The sequence below is a fragment of the Cupriavidus sp. P-10 genome, from assembly GCF_003402535.2.
Lineage (GTDB): Bacteria > Pseudomonadota > Gammaproteobacteria > Burkholderiales > Burkholderiaceae > Cupriavidus.
The window spans coordinates 3,046,072-3,072,034 of sequence record NZ_AP025170.1 but is presented as its reverse complement, the minus strand read 5'-3'; the positions used below and the strand labels follow the sequence as shown (position 1 = coordinate 3,072,034).

Annotated in this window: 25 protein-coding genes; 14 read left to right on the top strand and 11 right to left on the bottom strand. The window is 67.1% G+C overall.

The window, feature by feature from the left end; genetic code table 11:
* Window positions 1-14: 14 nt before the first annotated feature.
* Window positions 15-563 (bottom strand): TlpA family protein disulfide reductase, encoded by a 549-nt coding sequence (locus CTP10_RS14135; RefSeq protein ID WP_116318144.1) that lies wholly within the window; start codon window positions 561-563, stop codon window positions 15-17.
* A 51-nt stretch (window positions 564-614) separates the two neighbouring features.
* Complete coding sequence (locus CTP10_RS14130; RefSeq protein ID WP_116318143.1) at window positions 615-1,316, bottom strand: UDP-N-acetylmuramate--alanine ligase; 702 nt, start codon at window positions 1,314-1,316, stop codon at window positions 615-617.
* Between the two features lie 200 nt (window positions 1,317-1,516).
* Between CTP10_RS14130 and mpl the strand changes: the two genes are divergently transcribed.
* From mpl to mtgA, 8 genes are all read left to right on the top strand, one after another.
* Window positions 1,517-2,905, top strand: coding sequence for a UDP-N-acetylmuramate:L-alanyl-gamma-D-glutamyl-meso-diaminopimelate ligase (gene mpl / locus CTP10_RS14125; protein WP_116318142.1), 1,389 nt, complete (start codon window positions 1,517-1,519; stop codon window positions 2,903-2,905).
* A gap of 16 nt (window positions 2,906-2,921) precedes the next feature.
* Window positions 2,922-3,536 carry a YqiA/YcfP family alpha/beta fold hydrolase gene (locus CTP10_RS14120; RefSeq protein WP_116318141.1) on the top strand — a complete coding sequence of 205 codons (615 nt, stop codon included), beginning with the start codon at window positions 2,922-2,924 and terminating at the stop codon, window positions 3,534-3,536.
* On the top strand, window positions 3,533-4,195 hold the full coding sequence (locus CTP10_RS14115; protein ID WP_116318140.1) for a chorismate--pyruvate lyase family protein: 663 nt from the start codon (window positions 3,533-3,535) through the stop codon (window positions 4,193-4,195). The genes CTP10_RS14120 and CTP10_RS14115 overlap by 4 nt, the downstream gene beginning before the upstream one ends.
* Complete coding sequence (fabG, locus tag CTP10_RS14110) at window positions 4,192-4,932, top strand: 3-oxoacyl-ACP reductase FabG (protein WP_116318139.1); 741 nt, start codon at window positions 4,192-4,194, stop codon at window positions 4,930-4,932. The genes CTP10_RS14115 and fabG overlap by 4 nt, the downstream gene beginning before the upstream one ends.
* A gap of 239 nt (window positions 4,933-5,171) precedes the next feature.
* The gene (locus CTP10_RS14105) at window positions 5,172-7,286 is read left to right on the top strand and encodes a ribonuclease catalytic domain-containing protein (RefSeq protein ID WP_116318138.1); all 2,115 of its coding nucleotides are present in this window, start codon (window positions 5,172-5,174) and stop codon (window positions 7,284-7,286) included.
* Window positions 7,287-7,397: 111 nt separating this feature from the next.
* A complete protein-coding gene (locus CTP10_RS14100) occupies window positions 7,398-8,330 on the top strand; it encodes an energy transducer TonB (RefSeq protein ID WP_116318137.1) in 933 nt (310 codons plus the stop codon).
* A complete protein-coding gene (gene aroE / locus CTP10_RS14095) occupies window positions 8,330-9,229 on the top strand; it encodes a shikimate dehydrogenase (protein WP_442875090.1) in 900 nt (299 codons plus the stop codon). Before CTP10_RS14100 ends, aroE begins: the two co-directional genes overlap by 1 nt.
* A gap of 74 nt (window positions 9,230-9,303) precedes the next feature.
* Entirely contained in the window at window positions 9,304-10,005 is a 702-nt protein-coding gene (gene mtgA / locus CTP10_RS14090; protein ID WP_116318275.1) for a monofunctional biosynthetic peptidoglycan transglycosylase, read from the top strand.
* Window positions 10,006-10,026: 21 nt separating this feature from the next.
* Here the strand turns inward: mtgA and corA are convergent, their stop codons facing one another.
* Both corA and CTP10_RS14080 read right to left on the bottom strand, forming a co-directional pair.
* On the bottom strand, window positions 10,027-10,989 hold the full coding sequence (gene corA, locus CTP10_RS14085) for a magnesium/cobalt transporter CorA (protein WP_116318136.1): 963 nt from the start codon (window positions 10,987-10,989) through the stop codon (window positions 10,027-10,029).
* Between the two features lie 547 nt (window positions 10,990-11,536).
* The gene (locus CTP10_RS14080; RefSeq protein WP_116318135.1) at window positions 11,537-12,436 is read right to left on the bottom strand and encodes a DMT family transporter; all 900 of its coding nucleotides are present in this window, start codon (window positions 12,434-12,436) and stop codon (window positions 11,537-11,539) included.
* Between the two features lie 232 nt (window positions 12,437-12,668).
* On the opposite strand from CTP10_RS14080, the gene pyrF reads away from it, so the two are divergent.
* Window positions 12,669-13,487, top strand: coding sequence for an orotidine-5'-phosphate decarboxylase (gene pyrF / locus CTP10_RS14075; RefSeq protein ID WP_116318134.1), 819 nt, complete (start codon window positions 12,669-12,671; stop codon window positions 13,485-13,487).
* A 98-nt stretch (window positions 13,488-13,585) separates the two neighbouring features.
* Here pyrF and CTP10_RS14070 read toward each other — a convergent pair whose 3' ends face one another.
* The 3 genes from CTP10_RS14070 to thiL all read right to left on the bottom strand — a co-directional run bounded on the left by CTP10_RS14070 (window position 13,586) and on the right by thiL (window position 15,819).
* Entirely contained in the window at window positions 13,586-14,083 is a 498-nt protein-coding gene (locus CTP10_RS14070; protein ID WP_116318133.1) for a CinA family protein, read from the bottom strand.
* A gap of 34 nt (window positions 14,084-14,117) precedes the next feature.
* Window positions 14,118-14,684: a phosphatidylglycerophosphatase A family protein gene (locus CTP10_RS14065; RefSeq protein WP_116318132.1), complete on the bottom strand. Its 567-nt coding sequence runs from the start codon at window positions 14,682-14,684 to the stop codon at window positions 14,118-14,120.
* Between the two features lie 136 nt (window positions 14,685-14,820).
* The gene (gene thiL / locus CTP10_RS14060) at window positions 14,821-15,819 is read right to left on the bottom strand and encodes a thiamine-phosphate kinase (protein WP_116318131.1); all 999 of its coding nucleotides are present in this window, start codon (window positions 15,817-15,819) and stop codon (window positions 14,821-14,823) included.
* A 371-nt stretch (window positions 15,820-16,190) separates the two neighbouring features.
* Between thiL and CTP10_RS14055 the strand changes: the two genes are divergently transcribed.
* The 3 genes from CTP10_RS14055 (at window position 16,191) to CTP10_RS14045 (ending at window position 19,868) form a co-directional block, all read left to right on the top strand.
* On the top strand, window positions 16,191-18,515 hold the full coding sequence (locus CTP10_RS14055) for an NADP-dependent malic enzyme (RefSeq protein WP_116318130.1): 2,325 nt from the start codon (window positions 16,191-16,193) through the stop codon (window positions 18,513-18,515).
* Between the two features lie 364 nt (window positions 18,516-18,879).
* Complete coding sequence (locus CTP10_RS14050; RefSeq protein ID WP_116318129.1) at window positions 18,880-19,251, top strand: ribonuclease domain-containing protein; 372 nt, start codon at window positions 18,880-18,882, stop codon at window positions 19,249-19,251.
* A complete protein-coding gene (locus CTP10_RS14045) occupies window positions 19,248-19,868 on the top strand; it encodes a barstar family protein (protein ID WP_116318128.1) in 621 nt (206 codons plus the stop codon). Before CTP10_RS14050 ends, CTP10_RS14045 begins: the two co-directional genes overlap by 4 nt.
* A 128-nt stretch (window positions 19,869-19,996) precedes the next feature.
* On the opposite strand, the gene CTP10_RS14040 is transcribed toward CTP10_RS14045, so the two are convergent.
* The 3 genes from CTP10_RS14040 to CTP10_RS14030 are packed head-to-tail and all read right to left on the bottom strand — an operon-like array spanning window position 19,997 to window position 21,843.
* On the bottom strand, window positions 19,997-20,611 hold the full coding sequence (locus tag CTP10_RS14040; protein WP_116318127.1) for a YidB family protein: 615 nt from the start codon (window positions 20,609-20,611) through the stop codon (window positions 19,997-19,999).
* A 48-nt stretch (window positions 20,612-20,659) separates the two neighbouring features.
* The gene (locus CTP10_RS14035) at window positions 20,660-21,415 is read right to left on the bottom strand and encodes a 16S rRNA (uracil(1498)-N(3))-methyltransferase (RefSeq protein ID WP_116318126.1); all 756 of its coding nucleotides are present in this window, start codon (window positions 21,413-21,415) and stop codon (window positions 20,660-20,662) included.
* A complete protein-coding gene (locus tag CTP10_RS14030; protein WP_116318125.1) occupies window positions 21,415-21,843 on the bottom strand; it encodes a VOC family protein in 429 nt (142 codons plus the stop codon). The genes CTP10_RS14035 and CTP10_RS14030 overlap by 1 nt, the downstream gene beginning before the upstream one ends.
* Before the next feature lie 273 nt (window positions 21,844-22,116).
* On the opposite strand from CTP10_RS14030, the gene tkt reads away from it, so the two are divergent.
* Complete coding sequence (gene tkt / locus CTP10_RS14025; protein WP_199414525.1) at window positions 22,117-24,150, top strand: transketolase; 2,034 nt, start codon at window positions 22,117-22,119, stop codon at window positions 24,148-24,150.
* An 84-nt stretch (window positions 24,151-24,234) separates the two neighbouring features.
* A complete protein-coding gene (gap, locus tag CTP10_RS14020; RefSeq protein WP_116318123.1) occupies window positions 24,235-25,233 on the top strand; it encodes a type I glyceraldehyde-3-phosphate dehydrogenase in 999 nt (332 codons plus the stop codon).
* A gap of 67 nt (window positions 25,234-25,300) precedes the next feature.
* Here the strand turns inward: gap and CTP10_RS14015 are convergent, their stop codons facing one another.
* Window positions 25,301-25,924, bottom strand: a complete 624-nt coding sequence (locus CTP10_RS14015) for a flavin reductase family protein (protein WP_116318122.1) — start codon at window positions 25,922-25,924, stop codon at window positions 25,301-25,303.
* Window positions 25,925-25,963 lie beyond the last annotated feature (39 nt).

The window sequence follows — 25,963 nt, the reverse complement described above, 5'->3', positions numbered from 1 at the left end:
CCGAAAGAACTTACTCAGGTGCGCGGCAGCACCGCGCGCAGTTCTTCCGCGGTAACGCGGCCCATCTTGCGGTACTTTACGCTGCCGTCCGGGTTGATGACCACGGTATAGGGCAGGCCGCCGGCGCTGTTGCCAAAGTTGCGCGACAGCTCCGTGCCGGCGAAGCCGGCAACCGCGAGCGGATAGGCGACCGGTACCTTCTTGGTGAACTGCTGAATATTGCTGGCCGAATCAATACCGATGCCGACAAACTCGACTTGCCGGCTCTTGTATTCCTCGTGCAGCGCGGTCAGTTCGGGCATTTCTTCCACGCAGGGGCCGCACCACGGTGCCCAGAAGTTCACCACCAGCGTCTTGCCGCGCAGCTTGCCCAGGTCCAGCTCGGTGCCGGCAGGGTCTGGCAGCCGCGCCTGGAAGAACGCCTCCACCGCCTGGTCGTTCGCCGGCTTGGGCGAGAACACGAAGTGGCCGGCAAGGGCACCCGCGACGCAGGCGACGACGGCAACGCCGATCCACAGCCAGAGGCGGGAGCGGCGGACGGGCGAGGAGACGGTGTCAGTCATGGGCAAGCTGGACTGGTGAGTATTAGTAGGCGAGCTTAGCCGGCCGGCGTTTCAGGCCGGGCTTCCGGCCGGGCCGGTGCCCGCATCTTCGCCGATCAGCGCGCGTACGGCCTGCAGGTCCGCGCGGGCCGGCCGTCCGGAGGCGTCGGCGCGCACGGCGCCGCGTTCGTCGATGGCATCATACAGTGCAATATGGATGCCGACCGGCACACCAAGTTCCGCGCGCACCTCGCCGGCCAGCTGGCGCGCTTCGCGCCGGTCAGGCCATTGGCCCTTCCACAGGAAGCTGAGCGTCTCGACATCGGCGCGGCCGCCGAAGTGACGGCTTTCGCTGGTTTCGAAGTCGACCCCGGCGTTCAGCAGGTGCAGCGTGGCGTCCTTGGCGCTGTCGCAGAAGCACTGCAGGTAGATGTCCGAGTGCTCGGTGGCGGTGCCGTTCAGCACGGCACCCACCAGGTAGGGCCGGAACGGCGCCAGGTCCTCCATGGCCAGCAGCGCCACCCGGCGCATCAGGGCCAGCACGCGCGGCTGGGTGTCGGCGTGGAACAGGGCCTGGTAGGCGCGGACTTCGGCCTCGACCTGGTCGTTGTCGGGCAGCCACTCGCCGGGCACGCGCTGCTCGCCCAGCACCTGGCGCGCGGCCTTGCGTTTGGCGGTGGCGTAGTCGGCGCCGTCCTCGGCGATCATGCGGGCGGCGGCCTGGGCGATCTCCTCGCGCAGGCGGGTGGGGTCGGGCGGGGTACGTCGGCTCATTACCCCATGATACCGGAGCGCGCGCCGGGCGCTGCACGGGACCGTAGCCGGGCGCCGCGGTGCAGCGAAGGCCGCCCGCGCTCGGGTACAATCGAGGGCTTCCTGCCCGGCCTGCCATCACCATGCGGCCACGCTGCCGCCGCGCGAGCGCCGGGTGCCGAGTCCCCAAGCCTGCGGGCTTCATGTCTTCCCGGGAACCCATGCATATTCATATCCTTGGCATCTGCGGCACCTTCATGGGCGGCCTGGCGGTGCTGGCCAAGCAGGCCGGCCATCGCGTCACCGGCTGCGATGCCAATGTCTATCCTCCGATGAGCACCCAGCTGGAAGCGCAGGGCATCGAGCTGATCGAAGGCTTCGACCCCGCCCAGCTGGCGCTGGAGCCCGATCTGTTCGTGATCGGCAACGTGGTCTCGCGCGGCAATCCGCTGATGGAAGCCATCCTCGACCGCAACCTGCCTTATGTGTCTGGCCCGCAATGGCTGGGCGAGCACGTGCTGGCGCGCAAATGGGTGCTGGCGGTGGCCGGCACGCACGGCAAGACCACCACCACGTCGATGCTGGCCTGGATCCTGGAGGATGCCGGCTACAACCCGGGCTTCCTGGTAGGCGGCGTGCCGCAGAACTTCGGCATCTCGGCGCGAGTGACCGAATCCGATTTCTTCGTGATCGAGGCCGACGAGTACGACACCGCATTCTTCGACAAGCGCAGCAAGTTCGTGCATTACCGCCCGCGCACCGCGATCCTGAACAACCTGGAATACGATCACGCCGACATCTTCCCGGATCTCACGGCGATCGAGACGCAGTTCCACCACCTGGTGCGCACCGTGCCGGGGCAGGGCCGGCTGGTCGTCAACGGCGTCGAGGAAAGCCTGGCGCGCGTGCTCGAGCGCGGCTGCTGGAGCGAGGTCGAACAGTTCGGCGTAGGCGACTGGCGCGAGAGCGATGCCGCCCACACCGCGCACTCCGCACAGACGGGCAAGGATGCCTTCGACGTCTGGTTCGGCAACGCCGTGGCCGGCACCGTGGTGTGGGACCTGCAGGGCACGCACAACCGCATGAATGCGCTGGCGGCGATCGCCGCGGCACGTCACGTGGGCGTGCCGGCGGAGCAGGCGATCGCTTCGCTGTCGCGCTTCGCCAACGTCAAGCGCCGCATGGAGGTGCGCGGCGAGGTAGGTGGCGTGACTGTCTACGACGACTTCGCCCACCACCCGACCGCGATCCAGACCACCCTGGAAGGGCTGCGCCGCCGCGTCGGCAGTGCCCGCATCCTGGCTGTGCTGGAGCCGCGCTCGAACACCATGAAGCTGGGCGTGATGAAAGCCCAGCTGCCGGCCAGCCTGGAGCAGGCCGACCTGGTGTTCGGCTACGGCGCCCCCCCTGGCAAGGACGCGCTGGGCTGGGACCTGGCCGAGTCACTGGCGCCGCTGGGCGACAAGGCTGCCGCGTTCCAGGACCTGGGCGCGCTGGTGCAGTCCGTGCGCGCCGTGGCGCAGCCGGGCGACCACGTGCTGGTGATGAGCAACGGCGGCTTCGGCGGCGTGCACCAGAAGCTGCTGGCCGCGCTGGCCGCGGCGGCCTGAGCCGCAGGGGACCGCCATGCTGCTGTACCTGCACGGATTCCGCTCCTCGCCGCAGTCGTTCAAGGCCCGGCTGGTGCAGGAGCGCATGCGCCAGTGGGGCGTGGGCCGCTACTACGCCTGCCCCGAGCTCAATGTTTCGCCGGCGCTGGCGATCGCCCAGGCCGAGGCTGCCATCCGCGCCGCCCAGGCTGGCGGCGACCAGGAAGTTGCCATCGTCGGCTCGTCGCTGGGCGGGTTCTATGCCCGCTGGCTCGGCGAGCGCCATGGCTGCAAGACTGTGCTGCTGAACCCGGCGATCCATCCGTGGACCGACCTGGAGCAATATCTGGGTGAGCAGCCGCTGTGGCACGGCGGTGGCGCGATCACGGTCGAGCGCCGCCACCTGCAGGAACTGCTCGACCTGCGCGTGGAAAACATCAGCCGCCCCGAGCGCTACTGCCTGCTCGCCGCCACCGGCGACGAGGTGCTGGACTACCGTGAAATGGTGGCCGCCTGTCCCGGCGCGAATATTCGCGTGATCGAGGGCAGCGACCACGGCATCAGCGAATTTGCCGACTACGTCGACGAAGTGCTCGCCTTCTGCGGCTACGGCCCGGGCGGCAAGGTGCCTGCAAGCGCAGGCGCGGCATGAGCGCGCAGTCCGCGCGCCGCTGCGGCTGGAGTTCGCACCTGGCTTTCGATGCGGCAATCACGCCCAACCTGCGGCGCTGGGTGACCGGCGACGACGGTTCGCTGACCGCGCGGCTGGTGGCCGCGTCCGAGCGCTTCCGCGTGGCGCAGTTGCTGCAGCGCCCATTGCGGCCGCTGGCCGATGAGTGGCAGGTGCTGGGCCAGCACGACCGCGTTCCGGCGCTGACGCGCGAAGTGCTGCTGATCTGCGACGATATTCCCGCCGTCTTTGCCCACACCGTGGTGCGCCTGCGCCACGCGCGGCGCGACTGGCCGTTCCTGCGCGGTCTGGGCGCGCGTCCGCTGGGCGGGCGGCTGTTCATCGATCCGGCAGTGACGCGCGACCCGTTCCAGTTCGCGCGGCTGGTGCCGCACCATCCATTGCGCCAGGCGCTGCAGCGCGTGCTGCCGGCGATGGCGCCGCTGCCCATGCTGCCGGCGCGCCGCTCGGTATTCAGGCGCGGCGACGGCGTGATGCTCGTGACAGAAGTCTTCCTGCCAGACCTGCTGGCACGGCCAGCCCCGGGGACCAAGGCGATTGCGCTACCAATGTTCCGGCGCACCACAGACCGCGGCCCCATCGCTTCACACACTACCGAAATCAAAGAGATAACAAGATGAAACTGCAGGGTCGGGTTGCCATCATCACCGGTGCCGCCGCTGGCATTGGCTTTGCCACCGCGCAGCGCTTCGCTGCCGAGGGCGCCATCGTCGTGCTGTGCGACCTCAACGAAGAGCGCGTGCGCGAAGCCGCCGGCCAGCTCGCCGGCACCGGCACCGGCGTGTCGGCGTACCGGGTCGACGTGACCCGCCGCGAGGAAGTCGATGCCATGGTGGCGGCGGTGCTGGCCGCGCACGGCCGCATCGACATCCTGATCAACAACGCCGGCATCACCAAGGACGCGCGCCTGGCCAAGATGACCGAGGCGCAGTTCGACGCCGTGATCGACGTCAACCTGAAAGGCGTCTTCAACTGCGCCCAGGCAGTCGCCACGATCATGATGGAGCAGGGCAAGGGCGTGATCCTGAACGCTTCGAGCGTGGTCGGCCTGTACGGCAACTTCGGCCAGACCAACTACGCCGCCAGCAAGTTCGGCGTGATCGGCTTCACCAAGACCTGGGCGCGCGAGCTCGGCCCCAAGGGCGTGCGCGTCAATGCCGTGTGCCCTGGCTTCGTCAATACAGAGATCCTGCAGACCGTGCCCGACAAGGTGCTCGACGGCATGAAGTCGTCGTGCTGGCTGCGCCGGCTGGCCGAGCCGGCCGAGATCGCCAGCATCTACGCCTTCCTGGCCAGCGACGACGCCAGCTACGTCAACGGCGTAACCATCGAGGCCAGCGGCGGCATGTCGCTCTGACCGTTCCTGGCCCGGTCCCCGGCGCCTGCGGCGTGCACCGCGCCGGGGCGCCCGCCGGGGTCCGCAGCGGCGGTGCGGTATCATTCCGGGTCTGCGGCCTGGCCTTGTGGCCACGGCGCGGCGCGGCGTGCAGCGCGCCGCCGGCCGATGCCGTTCGCACCATTTCTCCCACAGGATCCGCCGTTGCGCCCACCCTGGCGCCCCGATGCGGTTCCGCGCATTTCTGAAAGTACCGATCGATGCAGTTGCTGTTCGAAGAAGGCGGCGAGATCCGCGCCGGCACCGTGCTGAACCAGCAGGGCGAGGCTTACCAGGTGGAGCTGCCGGCCGGCAAGCGCACCAAGGTCAAGTCGCGCGACGTGCTGCTGCAGTTTGCGCAGCCGTCGGCAATCGAGCTGGTCCGCCAGACCGGCGACATGGTTTCCGAGATCGACCTGGACTTCCTGTGGGAATGTGCCCCTGAGGCCGAGTTCGGCTTCGCCGAGCTGGCCGCCGAGTACTACGGCGCCGAGCCCGGCGCGGTGCAGCAGGCGGCGCTTGCGATGGCGCTGCACGGCAACCCGGTGTACTTCCGCCGCAAGGGGCGTGGCCGCTACCAGCGCGCGCCCGAGGACCAGCTCAAGGCCGCGCTGGCCGCGCTCGAGCGCAAGCGCCAGCAGGCATTGGTGCAGGCCGAATATGAAGACCAGCTCAAGGCGCTGACGCTGCCGGAATCGTTCCGCAACAAGGTGCTGCAGCTGCTGTTCAAGCCGGACAAGAACAGCCTGGAATACAAGGCCATGGACGCGGCCTGCACCGCGCTCGGCATGTCGCCGATGCGGCTGATGGTGGCCGCCGGCGGCGTCGCCAGCGCGCGTGCGCTGCACGAGGCCAAGTTCCTCGCCGAGTGCTTCCCCAAGGGCACCGGCTTTCCCGATACCGACGTGCCCGAGCCGTCCGCCGACCTGCCGCTGGCCGAGGTCGAGGCGTTCTCGATCGACGACGTCACCACCACCGAGATCGACGATGCGCTGTCGGTGACGAAGCTGCCCGACGGCAAGCTGCGCATCGGCATCCATATCGCCGCGCCCGCGCTCGGCATCCGCCGCGGCGAGCCGCTCGACGTGATCGCACGCCAGCGCCTGTCAACGGTGTACTTCCCGGGCGACAAGATCACCATGCTGCCTGACCCGGTGGTAGAGCGCTATACGCTGCAGGAAGGCCGGGTGTGCCCGGCGCTGTCGCTGTACGTGACGGTGGACCCGACGGTGTGGCTGATCACCGGCAGCGAGACCCGCGCCGAGATGGTGCCGATTGCCGCCAACCTGCGCCATAACCTGCTTGACGACGTCATCACCGAAGCCTCGCTCGCCGACGGCAGCGGCGACTACCCGTTCCGCGAGGCGCTGACCCAGCTGTGGCATTTCGCCGGCTACCTCTACGACGAGCGCCAGAAGGCGCGCCTGGCCAGCGGCCTGCGCCCGGAGACGCACAACCGCGCCGACTTCAACTTCTACCTCGACGACCAGCCCGACGGCAGCCAGCGCGTGCGCATCGAGCAGCGCAAGCGTGGGTCGCCGCTGGACAAGATCGTGGCCGAGCTGATGATCCTGGCCAACAGCACGTGGGGCAAGCTGCTGGCGGACAACGGCGTGCCCGGCATCTACCGCACGCAGAAGGCGTGGGGCATGCATCGCACCCGCATGCAGACCTACCCGGCACCGCATGAAGGTTTGGGGGTAGCCCAGTACGCGTGGAGCACCTCGCCGCTGCGCCGCTACGTCGACCTGGTCAACCAGTGGCAGATCCTGGCGGTGGCGCAGCATGGCGTGACCGCCAAGCTGGTGGCGCCATTCAAGCCCAAGGACGCCGACCTGCTGGCAGCCGTGGCTGACTTCGAAGGCACTTATGCCGCCTATGCCGACCACCAGTCGACCATGGAGCGCTACTGGTGCCTGCGCTGGCTCAAGCAGGAGAACCGCGAGCGCCTGGTCGCCGCGGTGCTCAAGGAAGGCGCGGTGCGCTTTACCGAGATCCCGCTGGTCACGCGCGTGCCCGAACTGGTGCAGGCGCAGCGTGGCACCCAAGTGCTGCTGGAGATCGGCGAGACCGACGAGATCACGCTGGAAGTCTCCTGCCGCGTGCTGGAGATCTTTGCGGGCGAGGGCGTGTTGCCTGAAGAAGAGCTGGAAAGCGACGAAGAAGCCGCTGAAGTGTCGGCCGAAGCCGCTGCCGAGGCCGCCGCGGAAGACGCCGCAGAGCAGGCCGCCCAGCAGGCCGCAGGGGTCTCGGACGAGGCCGCCGCAGACGCCGGTGGCGACGCGCCGGCGCAGCCGTCGGCTGAGCGCGACACCGGCGGCACCGCCGCCGGCTGAAGCCTTCGGAAATCGGCGGGGCTCACTTACAATGCCTAGCGGCATTCCCGGCTTGCCGGGAATGCTGGTCCACCTGTCGCTTCGCACCTTCCGAGCCAAATTCCCGCCATCGTGAACGCCGCACTCGCCGCTCCCCGCCACTGGTGGCACGCCAGGTGGCACAACAGCAGTACGCTGGCCAAGGCGCTGGCCATTTCCGTGGCCGTGCATGCCCTGCTGCTGATGGTGCGGGTGGCAGCGCCCGAGGTGTTCGAGATCAAGCGCACCGATTCGCCGCTGGACGTGGTGCTGGTCAACGCCAAGTCGGCGCAGAAGCCGCGCAACCCTACCGCGCTGGCGCAGGCCAACCTGGACGGTGGCGGCGACCACGACCTGCAGCGCGCCACCACGCCGCTGCCGGCGCAGACCGTGACGCAGGAGGGCGACCTGGTGCGCCAGGTGCAGCGCCGCGTCGACCAGCTCGAACTGGAGCAGCAGCGCCTGCTGACGCAAGCGCGCGAGCCCGCTCCGGCGGTGCGCAGCCAGCCGCTCAAGCCCGGCGAGAAGCGCCAGGACAATCCCCAGCGCGGCCAGGACGAGCGCACCTCAACCGACGAGATGGCCAAGCTCGAAGCCGAGATCGGCCGCAACCTCGAGCACTACGCCAAGCGGCCCAAGCGTTTCCAGCTGACCGCCACCAGCGCGCAGGCGGTCGACTACGCGCAGTACTACGACCGGCTGCGCCGCAAGATCGAGGCGCGCGGCACCACTGACTTCCCGCAACGCAACGGCAAGCCGCTGTATGGCCAGTTGATCCTGGTGATCAACGTCAACCGGCTCGGCAAGCTCGGCTACAACCGCGACGGCTACAACATCGATGCCATCGACGTGGTCAAGAGCTCGGGCGATCCCGCACTGGACCGCCAGGCCGTGGCGATCGTGCGCGCAGCTGCGCCGTTCGGCGCCTTCACCGCGGAAATGGCGGCGCGCCAGGACATCCTGGAAGTCATTTCCACCTTCAAGTTTTCGCGCAGCGGGCTGGAAACCCGGCTGCAGGCACGCTGATGATGACTCCAGACACTACGCCAGATACCAAGCAGGACACGCCGGACCAGTATGTGGTGATCGGCAATCCGATCTCGCACAGCCGCTCTCCCGCGATCCACGCCGCCTTTGCGCTGCAGACCGGCGAGGCCGTGCAATACGACCGCCTTGAAGCACCGCTGGACGGGTTTGCCGATACCGTGCGCAAGTTCTTCGCCGACGGCGGCTACGGCTGCAACGTGACGGTGCCGTTCAAGCTGGAGGCCTATGACCTGGCCGACCGCCTGACCGAGCGTGCCGAAGCCGCCGGCGCGGTCAACACCCTGTGGATCGAGGATGGCCTGATCCATGGCGACAACACCGACGGCGTGGGCCTAGTGCGCGATATCCAGGACAACCTCGACACGCTGGTCGAAGGCAAGCGCGTGCTGCTGCTGGGCGCGGGCGGCGCGGCCATGGGCGCGATGCTGCCGCTGATCGAAGCGCGTCCGTCGCGCATCGTGGTGGCCAACCGTACCGCGTCGCGTGCCGCAGACATGCTGGAAGAGTTTGTCGAAGCGGCCGACCAGTTCGGCGTGGAGCTGTGGGGCGGCGGTCTCGATGCGCTGGAAGGCCTGTCCGAGGACGAGGCCTGCGACATCGTGATCAACGCCTCGTCGAGCAGCCTGCACGGCGAAGTGCCGCCGCTGCCCGAGTTCCTGCTGGGCGAAGGCGTGCTGGCCTACGACATGATGTACGGCGCCGAGCCGACCGTGTTCCTGCAGTTCGCCGCGCGCTGCGGCGCGCGCACCAGCGACGGCCTGGGCATGCTGGTCGAGCAGGCTGCCGAAGCCTTCTACATCTGGCGCGGCGTACGCCCCCGCACCGCTCCCGTGCTGGCCGAGCTGCGCGACGCGCTGCAGGCCGAACGCAAGGGCTGAGCGGGGCGTCGCCTGCCGTGGCCAATCGCAACCGCGCGGCCAGCGCTGCCTCCGCCGGCTCGGTGCTGAACCCGCTGCGCTGGCTCGGCTATTTGCTGGGCTGCGTGGTCGCGGGCGTGCTGGCGATGCAGTTGTATTTCTTCGTGCAGATTGCCAGCTGGCAATACGTCAACCCGTCCAGCACAACCTTCATGCGTGCCGAGCGCTGGCGGCTGTGCGGTTTCAACCTGTGGAGCTGCGGGCTGGAACGCGAGTGGATGCCGTATGAGCGCATCTCGCGCAACCTCAAGCGCGCGGTGATCGCCAGCGAGGATTCCGGCTTCGTCAATCATCCCGGCTACGAGCTCGATGCCATGCTCGATGCCTGGGAGCGCAACAAGAAGCGCGGCCGCATCGTGCGCGGCGCATCGACCATCACGCAGCAGCTGGCCAAGAACCTGTTCCTGTCGTCCGAGCAGCATTACCTGCGCAAGGGGCAGGAGCTGGCGATCACGTGGATGCTTGAGTTCTGGCTCGACAAGCAGCGCATCTACGAGATCTACCTGAACTCGGTGGAGTGGGGCGAGGGCGTGTTCGGCGCGCAGGCCGCGGCGCAGCACTACTTCCGCACCAGTGCCGACAAGCTCAGCGTCGGCCAGTCCGCGCGGCTGGCGGCGGCGCTGCCGGCGCCCAAGTGCTTCGACAAGAAAGAGTACTGCGCCAACGTGCGGGTGAATTTCCGCGCCAAGGCGGGGATCATCGCGCGCCGGATGGGCGCGGCGACATTGCCGGACTGAGGCCCGACGGGCCTCAGTGCCTCAGCTCAGCCAGCCCTTGCGGCGGAAATACACCAGCGGAATCGCCGCCGACACCGCCATCAGCGCGATCGCCCACGGATAGCCCGCGGCCCAGTCCAGTTCCGGCATGATCTTGAAGTTCATGCCGTAGATGCTCGCGATCAGCGTGGGCGGCATCAATGCCACCGACACCACCGAGAACAGTTTGATGATCTTGTTCTGGTTGATGTTGATGAAACCGACGGTCGCATCCATCAGGAAGTTGATCTTGTCGAACAGGAACGCGGTGTGGTTCTCGATCGAGTCGATATCGCGCAGGATCTGGCGCGCCTCGTCCTGCTGCTCGGCCGACAGCAGCTGGCTGCGCATCAGGAAGGACACCGCGCGGCGCGTGTCCATCACGTTGCGGCGGATGCGGCCGTTCAAGTCTTCCTCGCGGGCGATGGTTTCCAGCACGTCGGCCGCGGCGGCATCGGTCACGTTCTCGGCCAGCACGCGGCGGCTGGCTTCTTCCAGGCGTTCGTAGACTTCCTCGATCGAGTCGGCCGAGTATTCCGCATCGGTCGCGTAGAGGTCCATCAGCACGTCCTTGGCGTTGCGCACCGAGCCGGGACGCATGCGCGCGCGCAGCCGCACCAGCCGGAACACCGGCAGGTCTTCGTCGTGGATGGAGAACAGCACGTCCTTGGTCAGCACGAAGGCCACGCGCACGTTGCGCGAGACCTCTTCCTCGTCGAGCAGGAAGTCGGTGCGGATATGGATATTCTCGTCCTCGCCCTCGAAATAGCGCGCCGACGCCTCCAGGTCGCCCAGGTCTTCCAGTTCGGGAAGGGCGACGCCGTAGGCTTCCTTGATCCAGTTCAGCTCTTCGTCGTCAGGATTGACGACATCGATCCAGATCGGCTTGTGCTGCAGCAGCTCATTGCGCTCGTCGACTTGCTCCTGGGCAAGCCGGCCTTTCTGCAGGACGAACAGGTTGATCATCCCCGGGATTCCTTATTGCTGATTTGCGACGAAAAACGATGACAAGCGCGAAGACAAGCGCAGGCGGCTCGCCGCATCCCAGGTATTACGCATGCCCCGTCATGGCCCAGCGGCAAGCCGCGAAAGGCCGGGCCACGGGCAAGCGTGATCGCGCTGTCCCGCGGCTGCGCGGGGCAGGGCGGACAAGACGATGGCGTTTGCCTGGGTTGGCTGGCTAGCCGGGAGAGGGAAGATCCGCCACGGCAGGGCGCGCATGGAGGCGCCGCCGGTGGCACGGAAAGACACTCGCCCGCAGTTCTGACTGCGGGCAAGGCCGACGAAGCGCGGAGCCGGGTTGCTCCGGGCGGGTCGTCGTTACGCAGCCCGCAGTGACATGGCATTCGCAGTGGCCGCATGACTGCGCCAACTCGAACACCCGATGCTACTGCCCACGTAATTTCTCCGGGATTGTGATGGCCGCGAGTGTAGCCCAACGAAGGGGCGCTTGTTAAGTGAAATCTCCGCGAAGCCGGCGCGGCCGTCGCGCGCCGCCCCCGGGCCGGCGGCCTCAGCCCAGGGTACCGCGCAGCCGGCGCCACAACAGCGGCGCCAGCATCACCGAAGACAAGGCCATGAACATCAGCACGATGGCGGCGTAGTCCTGCCAGTGCGGCTGCTCGCCCAGCAGCCACATGCCCGAGAAGACGCCGACCACGGGGATGAACATGATCGACAGGCTCGACACCACCGGCGGCAGGCTGCGCGCCAGCCCGAACCAGACCAGGTGGCAGAAGGCGAAGACCACCACCGCGTTGTAGGCGATCGCGCCCCATTCGACGGCGGTCGGCATGCGCCAGCCGTGCTCCAGCAGCAGCGTGCCGGCGAGCAGGAAGGGCAGGGTCGCCAGCAGCATCCAGAAGGTCATCGCGCCGATCGGCACGTCGGTCTGGGTGCGCTTCATCAGCTGGGTGCCGAAGCCCCAGCCGGCCGCGGCCAGCAGCATCAGCAGCGTGCCGGCGGGACTGCCGGTCAGCGCGCCGATCTCGCCTGAAAGCAGCAGCACGGTGCCCGCCAGCGCGCAGCCGATGCCGACCCAGGCAAAGCCGCTGATGCGCTCGCGGAAGAAGACCAGCCCCCACACCACGGCCCAGATCGGCATGGTGTAGCCGAGGATGGCGGCACGCCCGGACGACAGCATCTTCACGGCGCAGATCGCGAACAGGTGCCAAACCACCATGTTGGGCAGCGCCAGCCGGAACACCGTGCCCCATTCGCGCCGCGGCACTGCCAGCGAATCGCCGCGCAGGCGCAGCGCCAGGCCCAGCGCGATCACGCCGCCGGCCATGCACAACAGGCGGAAGCCCATGGGCGGAAAGTGCGCCACCCCGACCTTCATGATGGGCCAGTTGATGCCCCAGGCGAGGGTCAGGACGACAAGCAGGAAAATACCGCGGCGATCGAGAGACATGCAGGAGGGGTGGCGGCTGTGCGTGATGCCGCTCTTTGTTTTGAGAGGAAGCGCAAAACGATAGCACGCAGCGGGTAAAATTGCCGGAAACGACATATGCTGCAGGGATGAAAGGTTTTCACGCCGCTGCGGCCAACCGTGCCGGCCTGGGACTTTGCCCTGGGTTCCTGCCTTGTGTTCCTGCCTTGGGTTCCAAGAGACGCCGGCGCCACCAGGATATTTTCGAGTACCCATGACATTCATCGAGCAGCTTGCTGCCGCCTGGCAGCGCAACGACTCCCTTCTCTGCGTCGGGCTCGATCCTGACCCGCAGAAGCTGCCGCTGTCCCTGACCGGCGCAGGCGGCGCCATCTTCTCGTTCTGCCGCGAGATCGTCGATGCCACCGCCGACCTGGTTTGCGCGTTCAAGCCGCAGATCGCGTATTTCCACTCGCAGCGCGCCGAAGACCAGCTCGAGCAGTTGATCCACTACATCCACGATGCCCACCCTGGCATCCCGGTGATCCTGGACGCCAAGCGCGGCGATATCGGCTCGACCGCCGAGCACTATGCGCTGGAAGCATTCGAGCGCTACCAGGCCGACGCGGTCACGGTCAGCCCGTACATGGGCTTCGATTCGATGCAGCCGTACCTGGCCTACCCGGATCGCGGCGTGATCGTGCTGTGCCGCACTTCCAACCCCGGCGGCTCCGACGTGCAGTTCCTGCAAATCGAGGGCAAGCCGCTGTACCAGCTGGTGGCCGAGGCCGCGCGCGAGCGCTGGAACACCACCGGCCAGATGGGCCTGGTGGTCGGCGCCACCTTCCCCAACGAGATCGCGCGCGTGCGCCAGATCGTCGGCGACATGCCGCTGCTGATCCCGGGCATCGGCGCACAGGGCGGCGATATCGAGGCTACGGTGAAGGCGGGGCGGACCGCGGATGGCACCGGCATGATGATCAACTCGTCGCGGGCAATCCTGTATGCCAGCCGCGAGAAGGATTTCGCGACGGCGGCGCGGAATGTCGCGCTGCAGACGCGGGAGACCATCAACCGGTATCGGCACGGCTGAACTGCTGATCACGGCAACAATGCAGCAACAAAAAACCGCGCGGGGCTGGCGCGGTTTTTTGTTGGGCGCGTGAGGCGCCAGAGGAAGCGGCAGCGCCCTCAGGCCTCGTTGCGCAGCAATTCCACCAGTCCCCGCATCGCGTGCTCCGCCGCCTGGCGCCGGATCTGGCCCCGGTCGCCGCGGAAGCGCTGGGTCTCGGTGTGGGTAGTGATGCGGTTGCTCCAGCCGAAGCACACCATGCCCACCGGCTTTTCCGGCGTGCCGCCATTGGGGCCGGCCACGCCGGTGATCGCCAGCGAGACTTGCGCGCGGCTGTTCAGCAGCGCCCCTTCCGCCATCGCGCGCGCGACCTCTTCGCTGACGGCGCCGTGGTCGCGGATCAGCTTGACCGGCACGCCCAGCATGGTGGACTTGGCTTCGTTGGAATAGGTGACGAAGCCGCGCTCGAACCAGCCGGACGATCCCGAAACATCCGTGATGGCGGCGGCGACCAGGCCACCGGTACAGGACTCGGCCGTGGCCAGCATCAGGGATTTTTCGGCAAGGGCGACGCCGGACTGGACGGCAAGCTGGTCGAGCAGGCGGCTGACTGACATGATGAATTCAGGGGTTTGTTGGAATGGGCCGGGCTCAGAACGAGCGCCACAGTGCGAACACCAGCAGGGTATAGAAGGCCGCGAAGATGTCGTCGAACATCACGCCGAACCCGCCGCGCAGGCCGGGGCCCTTGAGCGTGCGGTCGTAGTATCCGATCGGAGCCGGCTTGGCGATATCGAACAGCCGGAACCACAGGAAGGCGGCAAACTGCCCCCAGAACCCGGTCGGCGTGACAAAGGACAGCACCAGCCAGAAGGCGATGATTTCGTCCCACACCATGCTGCCGTGGTCATGCACGCCCATGTCGCGGGCGGTCCTGGCGCAGGCCCACAGGCCCACCAGGAAGCCGCCGCCGATGATCCACAGCCAGGTGGTCGGCTCGATCCACAGCGACACCACCACGAACGACAGCCACGCGTAAAGCGTGCCGACCGTGCCGGGGCTGACCGGCGACAGGCCCGAGCCGAAGCCGAAGGCGATCAGGTGGGCTGGATGGGCCAGCATGAAGCGCGCTGTCGGGCGCGTGACCTTGACGGTCGGGCCGGCTTCCAGGGTCATGGCGGGGTCGCGCGTGGCGGCTCCGGAGGGGGTGGTGGACATCAAGGTTGGCTCGTGTGATGCGGATGCTGCTTATGGTTATGGCCGGCTTGCTGCTGTTACTGCTGCCGGAGGCGGGACTCCCGTTCCCGCCCGGCACGCGCCGATGCCGGCATCATGACACGCCTGTGCCCCCGTGTCAGGAGGAGGCGAAGTGGTCGAAGCTGGCGCCGGTGTAGCGGGTCGGGTTGCCGGCACTGTCGACCAGGCGCAGGCCCGGCTCCGGCGTGATCGCGCCGATGCGGGTCAGCGGCAGGGCAAGCCGCTCGCTGATCGCGGCGATGGCGTCACGGTTGCCGGCCGGCGCGGTGAAGCACAGCTCGTAGTCGTCGCCGCCAGCCAGCGTGCATGCGCGCTGGATCGCTTCGGGCTGGCTGGCCAGCACCGCCGAGCGCGGCAAGGCGTCGACATCGACGAGCGCGCCGACCTGCGAGCGGGCCAGGATATGGCCCAGGTCGCCAATCAGGCCGTCGGAGATATCGAGTGCGGCATGTGCCACGCCGCGCAGCGCCATGCCCAGCGCCACGCGCGGGGTCGGCGTGTCCATGCGCGGGCGTACCCGGGTGAAGTCGGGCTCTGGCAGCAGCCATTCGCCACGGCAGTCGCCCAGCGCCAGGCGCGCGTCGCCAAGCGTGCCGGAAATCCAGATATCGTCGCCCGGGCGTGCCGCGTCGCGGCGCAGCGCGGTTCGAAGCGGGACGTCGCCAAAGACCGTCAGCGACAACGTCAGCGGGCCGCGCGTGGTGTCGCCGCCGACCAGTTCGCAGCCGTGGGCGTCGGCCAGCGCCAGCATGCCGTCGGCCAGGTCGGCCAGCCATGCGGGGTCGGCCTCGGGCAGGGCCAGCGCCAGCGTAAACGCGCGCGGCTCGGCTCCCATCGCGGCAAGGTCGGACAGGTTGACCGCCAGCGCCTTGTGGCCGAGCGCGCGCGGCGCAACGTCCGGGAAGAAATGGCGGCCGCTGACCAGCATGTCGGTGCTGATGGCGAGGTGGTGGCCCGGGCGGCCTTCGATCAGGGCGCAGTCGTCGCCCACGCCGAGTGCGGCTTTATGCACCGGTCGCGTGAAATAGCGGCGGATCAGGTCGAACTCGGAAAGCGGGGCGGGCGGGGCGGGCGGAGCGGTCTGGGCGTCGGACATCGCGGCGAGCTGGCAGTGGACAGAGGTTTGCCCGGCCGGCAGGCACCGGAGGGACGGAAGGACTCGGAAGGGCGCATCAGGTTGCGGAGCCGGCATCGTTTCAGCAAGATACTGCCGCGCATGACAGCCGTGACCGCAGCGAGTTACCAGCCATGGGCCGTGCGGCGCTACGCTTGCTGGTATTGCCCCGTGGGATGGGGCATATTGTACCGAATCGCAAAGGTGCCCCAAGCAAAAGGCTTATTGTGAAATAGTATTTCACTATATAAAATGCTGGGTTCCAAAGGAAGAGAAGGGCGGACACGTGGAGCCGGTCCGCCGATCGTCCCCGCCACGTTCAATGACGGCTCCACCGATTGGAAAATGCGCCGATGACCAGCCCTCAGCAGTCCCCGTCCCAAGACGATCTGAAACAGCAGCAGCGTGAGGCGCTGCGCAAAGCGGCGCTCGAGTATCACGAGTTTCCGACCCCCGGCAAGATTTCCGTCACCCCGACCAAGCCGCTGTCGAACCAGCGCGACCTGGCCCTGGCCTACTCGCCGGGCGTGGCCGCCGCTTGTGAAGAAATCGTTGTCGATCAGGCCAACTCGTTCCGCTACACCGCGCGCGGCAACCTCGTCGCCGTGATTACCAACGGCACCGCCGTGCTGGGCCTGGGCGACATCGGCGCCGCGGCCTCCAAGCCGGTGATGGAAGGCAAGGCCGGCCTGTTCAAGAAGTTTGCTGGTATCGACGTGTTCGATATCGAAGTCGACGAGAAGGACCCGGAGAAGCTGGTCCAGATCATCGCCGCGCTGGAGCCGACCTTCGGGGGCATCAACCTGGAAGACATCAAGGCACCGGAGTGCTTCTACGTCGAGCGCAAGCTGCGCGAGAAGATGAAGATCCCCGTCTTCCATGATGATCAGCACGGCACCGCCATTGTGGTGGCCGCGGCCATCATCAACGGCCTGAAGGTGGTCGGCAAGGACATCAAGAAGGTCAAGCTGGTGGCCTCGGGCGCCGGCGCGGCCGCGCTGGCCTGCCTGGACCTGCTGGTCGACATCGGCCTGCCGATCGAAAACATCTGGGTGACCGACCTGGCCGGCGTGGTCTATGAAGGCCGTACCGAGCTGATGGACCCGGAAAAGGCCCGTTTCTCGCAGAAGACCGACAAGCGCAAGCTGGGCGAAGTCATCGACGGCGCCGACATTTTCCTGGGCCTGTCCGCCGCAGGCGTGCTCAAGCAGGACATGGTGCAGCGCATGGCCGACAAGCCGCTGGTGCTGGCACTGGCCAACCCGAACCCGGAAATCGCGCCGGAGCTGGTCAAGGAAGTGCGCCCGGACGCCGTGATGGCCACCGGCCGTACCGACTACCCGAACCAGGTCAACAACGTCCTGTGCTTCCCGTTCATCTTCCGTGGTGCACTGGATTGCGGCGCCACCACCATCACGCGCGAGATGGAGATCGCCGCCGCCAACGCGCTGGCCGAGCTGGCGCGCCAGGAGCAGAGCGACATCGTTGCCACCGCCTATGGCATCCAGGACCTGTCGTTCGGCCCGGAATACCTGATCCCGAAGCCGTTCGATCCGCGCCTGATTGTCAAGGTGGCGCCGGCCGTGGCGGAAGCCGCGATGAAGTCCGGCGTGGCCGCCCGTCCGATCGAAGACATGGACGCCTACCGCCTGCAGCTGCAGCAGTTCGTGTACCACTCGGGCACGCTGATGAAGCCGATCTACGCCGCTGCGCGCAAGGTCGAAATGGAGAAGAAGCGCATCGTCTTCGCCGAGGGCGAAGAAGAGCGCGTGCTGCGCGCCGTGCAGGTGATCGTCGATGAAAAGCTGGCCAACCCGATCCTGATCGGCCGCCCGGCCGTGCTGCAGCACCGCATCGAGCGTTTCGGCCTGCGCCTGCGCGCCGGCGTGGACTTCACCGTGGTCAATCCCGAGCACGACGAGCGTTTCCGCGACTACTCCGACGCGTATTACCGCATGATGGCGCGCCAGGGCATCACGCCCCAGTACGCCAAGCTGGAACTGCGCCGCCGCACCACGCTGATCGGCGCCATGCTGGTCAAGCAGGGCGAGGCCGACGGCATGATCTGCGGCACCGTCAGCACCACCGCGGCGCACCTTCGCTACATCGACCAGGTGCTGGGCGGCAGCGGCAAGGTCTACGCGGCCATGAACGGCCTGGTGCTGCCGGGCCGCCAGATCTTCCTGGTCGACACCCACGTCAACGTGGACCCGACCGCCGAGGAACTGGCCGAGATCACGCTGATGGCTGCCGAAGAACTGAAGCGCTTCGGTATCGAGCCCAAGGTTGGCCTGCTGTCGCACTCCAACTTCGGCTCCTCCGAGGCGCCTTCGGCCCGCAAGATGCGCGATACGCTCGCCATCCTGCGCGAGCGCGCGCCGGAACTCGAAGTCGACGGTGAAATGCACGGCGACAGCGCGCTCGACCAGAAGCTGCGCGACCAGCTGGTGCCGGACAGCACGCTGCAGGGCGAAGCCAACCTGCTGGTGTGCCCGAACATCGACGCCGCCAATATCTCGTACAACCTGCTCAAGGTTGCCGCGGGCAACAACGTGGCGATCGGCCCGATCCTGCTGGGTGTGAAGGCGCCGGTGCACATCCTGACGCCGTCGGCAACGGTGCGCCGCATCGTCAACATGACCTCGCTGGTGGTGGTGGACGCTGCTGCCAAGCGCTAAGCCAACCTGCCTTGCAAGGTTGCGGAAAAGCCGGGTTCGCCCGGCTTTTTTGTCACTGGATGATAATGGTTAGTATGCGCACACATTCGCTTAACATATTGAAACAATTGAGGAATTCCCGCTGCGACGGGGCCGGGATTGCTTAATTGCGTGCATGCGCGTAACCTTACGCCTTTGATACAGGCGCTCGCCATGAGCGCCCCGGTGCGGTTGGCATCCGGCGCGTGCATGACAAGGCGCGCGAGGTTGCCGGCCAGGGTGGCCCGGACAGATCGTCTACCCAAACAGCGGCAGGCTCGATTTCCGGTTCAACAAGACAAGCAACGTGGTTTCCCAAGTACCTTTGATGCGGCAGGCAGTGCGGATGCTGGCCCGGTCGATGACCGGCGCGGCGCTGGTGCTGGCCCTGGCACAGCCGGCGCTGGCGCGCCAGGCGCAGACCGAAGGCATGGGAACCATTGCAGTGCAGCAGTTGCCCAACGAAGCACGGCAGACCCTGGAGCGCATCGAATCCGGCGGCCCGTTCCCGTATGACAAGGACGGAACCAGGTTCGGCAACTACGAACGCCTCCTGCCGCAAAAAGATCGCGGGTACTACCGCGAGTACACGGTAAAGAGCGCCAGAAGCCGGAACCGGGGAGCCAGGCGGATCGTATGCGGCGGGGAACAGCGCGCTGCCAACGATTGTTACTACACGGAAGACCACTACAACAGCTTCAAACGGATACTCAAATGATGACTGACATTTTCGGATTGGGCGACGCCCTTGCCGCCCGCGAGGAGCGCGGCGCCGGAGATGGCTGGCAGCGGGCTCAGCAGCAGGCCCAGAACCTATACGACAACGTGCTGATGATTCCGCAGCGCCAAGAGCTCACGCACAAACTCCCGCCCGCGAACGCGCCCGTAGCCATGCCGGCCGGTGAGGGCTGGGCTGACGGCACCAGCGAGGGGGCCATGAACCTGTTCAAGACGGTGCGTCCGAACATCGTCCAGTCAATCCGCGCCTTCCGCGTGCCGGAGCTTGCCCAGGCGGCCGCGGATCTCGGCCAGCATTTCCTGTATGCCAACTGCGCGCATTGCGCCAGCAAGGCCGAAATCCTGGAAACGATCGCAACGTCGTTTATCTTCCCCAAGCATTTTGGCAAGAATTTCGATGCGCTGGCGGATTGCCTGACCGACCTGATCTACAAGGCCGGGCCGCAGCCGGGTTTCGTGATCGTGCTGGAAGGCCTGCCGATCGCGCAGAAGTTCGACAAAGAGGCGCGCGAGGTGCTACTGGACGTGTTTCGCGACGCGGCCGAGTTCTGGGGCGAGCGCAAGGTGCAGTTCCGAGTGTTCTACTCGTTCGCCTGACCGGCCTGACCAAGCAAAAAGCCCGCGAATGCGGGCTTTTTGCATTTGAAGGCTCTGCGTACTGCGGGTTTGCTCTCCCTCCCGCTTAGGTTAGCTGGGCGGTTGGGTGCACCCACCGTTGGCCCTTTTCATGGCTGTTCTTGTGCAGGGACATGCCCGTGCGGTGTCAGGCGGTCGATCAGCTCGGGCAGCCCTTCGCTCAGTTGCGCCGCCACGTCGTCCTGCGACATCCCGGTCGATTGCGCCAGCGTGTCCAGCGCACCGGTTCCGCCCAGCGCGTCACTCAGCGCCGACGGCGTAACCGGCTGGTTGGCGCCGGTACCGATCCACGAATCCACCTGCTCGCCCAGCCCGGCTTGCGCCAGGATCTGGTGCAGCGCGCCGATGCCGCCTGCGGCAGCGCCCAGTGCCTGGCTGTTGGCCGGGGCGCCGCCCTGGCCGCCAAGCAGACCACCCAGCAAGGAACCCAGGTCGAGCCCGCCGGTGGCGCCGGGCGCGCTGGCATTGCCGCCGAGCACGCCACCCAGCAAGCCGCCGAGGCTGCCAAGGCCGCCCAGCCCATCGTCGACCGGCGCTGCGGTGCCGCTTTCCTGGCCACGGTTGCGCATTGCCAACATCGCCAGCAGCCCGAGCGCCATCATCAGCTTCGGGTTGAGCCCGCCGCCGCCGGCGCTGCCGTCTTCGCCGCGGGTATTGCCCAGTTGCCCAAGCACGCCGCCCAGCACGCTATCGAGTAGTCCCATGGTCGACTCCTTCAGTCAAGGTTGGCGCTGGCCGGATGGCCGCCGCCGTCAGAAACCGCCAAGCACGGCGTTGAGCGTCGCCAGGCAGGCCAGCCCGGCGGTTTCGGTACGCAGGATGCGCGGGCCGAGCGACACGCCGGTAAAGCCGTCTTGCCGCGCTGCTTGTTCCTCATCGGGTGACAGCCCGCCTTCCGGGCCGATCAGCAGCGTGACGCCATCGGCAAGCAATGCCTCGCGGCGCTCAGCCACGTACACCGGCAGCGATTGCTCCGCACGCGGCGACACCAGCAGGCGTGACCCGGCGCCGCTGCCGGACTGCGCCAGCCATGTCTCAAAGTTAGCGACCGCGGCCACTGCCGGCAAGCGATTGCGCCCGCATTGTTCGCATGCGGCCTGCACCAGCGCCTGCCAGTGCGCCTGGCGCTTTTGCGCGCGTTCGCCGGTGAGGCGCACCACCGAGCGGTTGGCCTGCAGCGGCTGGATCGCGGCAACGCCGAGTTCGACTGCCTTCTCGATCAGCCAGTCCATCTTGTCGCCGCCGGCCAGACCTTGCGCCAGCGTGACACGGAAGGGCGGCTCGGCCTCGGCCGCGTCGTGCGCGCCGATGCGCGCCACGGCATGGCGCTTGCCCAGTTCAAGCAGGGTGGCGGCGTGGCTGCCGCCGCGTCCGTCGAACAGCGTGATGGCGTCGCCGGGCGCCAGGCGCAACACCTGGGCGTGGCGTACCACCGGTTCGGGCAGGGGGAAATCGGCTTCGGCGGCCAGGATTGCTTCCGCGCCGCCGACAAAGAAACGCGGGGCCATCAGCTTGCCTGGCCTCCGTCCTGATCCAGTGACTTGCCGAAGCCCCAGCGGTAGCCGTCCGGATCTTCGACCATGCAGTAGCGGTCGCCCCAGAACTGGTCGGCGGGGGCCATCAGGCTGACGGCGCCGGCATCGACCGCGCGCTGGTGCATCGCGTCGACATCGTCGCAGTAGACATAGAAGGTTTGCGGGCACTCCACGCCCAGCGAGCGGGGCGTGCGGGCGGTGCTGCCCCAGGCGCCCTCGGGTGCGAACATCACCACCAGTTCGCCCTGGTAGTGCATTTCGGCGTGGGTCGGGACGCCGTTTTCATCGACCACATTGCCGGCGGCAAAGCCGAAGGCGCGGCTGTAGAAATCCAGTGCGTCGCGCCCGTTGGCGACGGTCAGGTAGGGGGTGAGCCAGGGGGTGTTGGCCGGTCTGCTCATGATCGTCTCCTGTCATGCGGGAAACCCGGCGCGGTCAGTCGCTGTCCGTCACTAAGCGGGGCCGCGCGGTGCGAGTGTGCATCTTACGCGCGTGGCGCGGCGCTGTCGAAGTGCAGTGCAGCGGCCCGCGCCCGGCCCGCGGGTGATCCCCGAGGCATGCCCGCCACCGGTGTCCGGGAGTCCGGAAAACCCCTTAGCTTCTGCTAAAATTGCGGTTTTCCCGCCGACAGGCTCACGCCCGCCGCGTCCAAGCTCACGTCCAAGACCGCCCGAATGTCCGCCCTAGCCCATCCCGCCACGAGTCCCTTTGCTTCCCAGCCCGCCAAGCTGATGGCCGATGCCATCCGCGTGCTTGCCATGGACGCCGTCCAGCAGGCCAACTCCGGCCACCCCGGTGCGCCGATGGGCATGGCGGATATCGCCGTGGCGCTGTGGGGCCGGCACCTGAAGCACAACCCGGCCAACCCGCACTGGGCCGACCGCGACCGCTTCGTGCTGTCCAATGGCCATGGCTCGATGCTGATCTATGCGCTGCTGCACCTGAGCGGGTACGACCTGCCGGTTGAAGAGCTGAAGAACTTCCGCCAGCTGCACAGCAAAACCGCCGGCCACCCGGAATATGGCATCACCCCCGGCGTGGAAACCACCACCGGCCCGCTCGGCCAGGGCATCACCAACGCGGTCGGCATGGCGCTGGCCGAACGCCTGCTGGGCGAAGAATTCAACCGCCCCGGCTTCGATATCGTCAACCACCACACCTATGTCTTCCTGGGCGACGGCTGCCTGATGGAAGGCATCTCGCACGAGGCCAGCTCGCTGGCCGGCACGCTCAAGCTGAACAAGCTGATTGCGCTGTGGGACGACAACGGCATCTCGATCGACGGCGACGTCGTGCACTGGTTCAACGACGACACCCCGAAGCGCTTCGAAGCCTACGGCTGGAACGTGATCCGCGGCATCGACGGCCATGACGTCACCGCCGTCGACCTCGCGATCTCGCAGGCCAAGGCCAGCGACAAGCCGACCCTGATCTGCTGCCGCACCAAGATCGGCAAGGGCGCGCCCAACAAGGAAGGCGGCCATGACGTGCACGGCGCCCCGCTGGGCGGCGCCGAAGTGCTGGCCACGCGCGAGGCGCTGGGCTGGGCCCACGCCCCGTTCGAAGTGCCGGGCGACGTCTATGGCGCGTGGGACGCCAAGGCCAACGGCCAGGCCCTGGAGCGGGCCTGGACCGCACTGTTCGACGCCTATGCCGAGCGCCACCCGTATGAAGCCGGCGAATTCACCCGACGCATGAAGGGCGAGCTGCCTGGTTCGTTCGATGCCGCCGTCGAAGCCTTTATCGCCAAGTGCGAGGAAAAGTCCGAGACCATCGCCACCCGCAAGGCCAGCCAGAACACCATCGAGGCCTTCGGCCCGGTGCTGCCCGAGTTCCTCGGCGGCTCGGCCGACCTGACCGGCTCGAACCTGACCAACTGGTCCGGCAGCAAGGCGGTGCGCGTGGATGCCTGGGGCAACCACATCAACTACGGCGTGCGCGAGTTCGGCATGAGCGCCATCATGAACGGCATCACGCTGCATGGTGGCTACATCCCCTACGGCGCCACCTTCCTGACCTTCTCGGACTACAGCCGCAACGCCCTGCGCATGGCGGCGCTGATGAAGATCCGCTCGCTGTTCGTGTTCACCCATGATTCGATCGGCCTGGGCGAAGACGGCCCGACGCACCAGTCGATCGAGCACGTCGCCAGCCTGCGCCTGATCCCCAACATGGACGTCTGGCGTACCGCCGACACCACCGAGACCGCCGTGGCCTGGGCCGAGGCGATCCGCCGCGAGAACGGCCCGAGCTGCCTGATCTTCAGCCGCCAGAACCTGCCGTTCCAGCAACGCGACGACGCCACCCGCGCCAATATCGCGCGTGGCGGCTACGTGCTGCGCGACGGCGTCAACCCGCAGACCGGCAACCCGGATGCCGTGATCCTGGCGACCGGCTCGGAAGTAGGCCTGGCCGTGGGCGCGGCCGAGCACCTGGCTGCGGAAGGCGTGCACGTGCGCGTGGTGTCGGTTCCGGCGACCACCGTGTTCGACAAGCAGGACACCGCCTACAAGGCCAGCGTGCTGCCGGCCGGCGTGCCGCGCGTGGCGGTCGAGGCGGGCGTGACGGACTTCTGGTGGAAGTACCAGGTCCAAGCGGTAGTGGGCATCGACACCTTCGGCGAATCGGCGCCGGCCGGCGTGCTGTTCAAGCACTTCGGCTTTACCGTCGACAACGTCGTGCGTACGGTGAAAGACACCCTTATCTAAGCATCCGGGCGCTGGAGTCGCGCGGTGCGCCGCGCGGCAGCAGCGGCGCCCACCGGTTTTCATCGATCCTCAGGAGAGACAGTCATGACCATCAAGATCGGCATCAACGGCTTCGGCCGCATCGGACGCATGGTGTTCCGCGCCGCCGCCGCCAACTTCAAGGACATCGAAGTCGTTGCCATCAACGACCTGCTCGAGCCCGACTACCTCGCCTACATGCTGAAGTACGACTCGGTGCACGGCCGCTTTGACGGCGAAGTGTCGGTCGACGGCAACACCCTGGTCGTCAACGGCAAGAAGATCCGCCTGACCGCCGTCAAGGATCCGGCCGAGCTGAAGTGGGGCGAAGTCGGCGCCGACGTGGTGATCGAGTCGACCGGCATCTTCCTGACCAAGGAAGGCGCACAGAAGCACATCGACGCGGGCGCCAAGAAGGTGATCATGTCGGCCCCGTCCAAGGACGACACCCCGATGTTCGTGTACGGCGTGAACCACGAAACGTACAAGGGCGAAGCGATCGTCTCGAACGCCAGCTGCACCACCAACTGCCTGGCACCGGTGGCCAAGGTGCTGAACGACAAGTGGGGCATCAAGCGCGGCCTGATGACCACCGTGCACGCTGCCACCGCCACGCAGAAGACCGTTGACGGCCCGTCCAACAAGGACTGGCGCGGCGGCCGCGGCATCCTGGAAAACATCATCCCGTCGTCGACCGGCGCTGCCAAGGCCGTGGGCGTGGTGATTCCGCAGCTGAACAAGAAGCTGACCGGCATGTCGTTCCGCGTGCCGACCTCGGACGTGTCCGTGGTCGACCTGACCGTCGAACTGGAAAAGTCGGCATCGTACGAAGAAATCTGCGCCGAGATGAAGGCCCAGAGCCAGGGCGCGCTGAAGGGCGTGCTGGGCTATACCGAAGACAAGGTTGTCGCCACGGATTTCCGCGGCGATGCACGCACCTCGATCTTCGACGCTGAAGCCGGCATCGCACTGGACGGTACCTTCATCAAGGTCGTGAGTTGGTACGACAACGAGTGGGGCTACTCGAACAAGTGCCTGGAAATGGCGCGCGTGGTGGCCAAGTAATCCGGCAGTCTTGCAGTAAAAAAAAACGCGCCTTCGGGCGCGTTTTTTATTTGGGCGCGATGGCCACTCAGCCAGCCGGGCGTGATGTCAGCGGCCGCGCGTCGACGGCGGCGCCGTCTACCAGGAAATGGCCGCCGGCGACATGATGGATGGTGCGCAGCGCGTCGTGGCCTTCGAAATGCCAACGCCCGTTGCTGAACACGCGCGAATCCGCATGCGCGGCTACGACCTCACCGAGAAACAGGTCATAGGTCTGCTGCGTCGCCGGTTCCGGCAACAGCCGGCACTCGAGCCAGGCCGCGCAGCCTTCCAGCAGTGGGGCGCCGACGACGTTCCCCGCAAAGGTGCCCAGCCCGTAGGCATCGAACTTGTCGGTCCCTTCCTGTTCCAGCAGCGCCAGCCCTGAGCTCGAGCCAAGCGCCTCGGTCAGGTCGACCTGGCTGACGGTAGGCACCTGCAGCACGAATTCACCGCTTTGTTCCAGCAGGCGCCGCGTCCAGGTGCTCTTGTCCAGCACCACCGCGACCTTGGGCGGCGCGAAATCCAGCGGCATGGCCCATGCGGCGGCCATGATGTTGCGCTTGCCGCCGGCGGCCGCGCTGACCAGCACGGTAGGGCCGTGGTTGAGCAGCCGGTAAGCCTTGGGCAGTTCGACAGGAAGGCGGGAATGGTCGGTTCGGGAGTCAGGCATGATGGCGGACGCATCCGCATCCTAGGAAAAGAATGACAA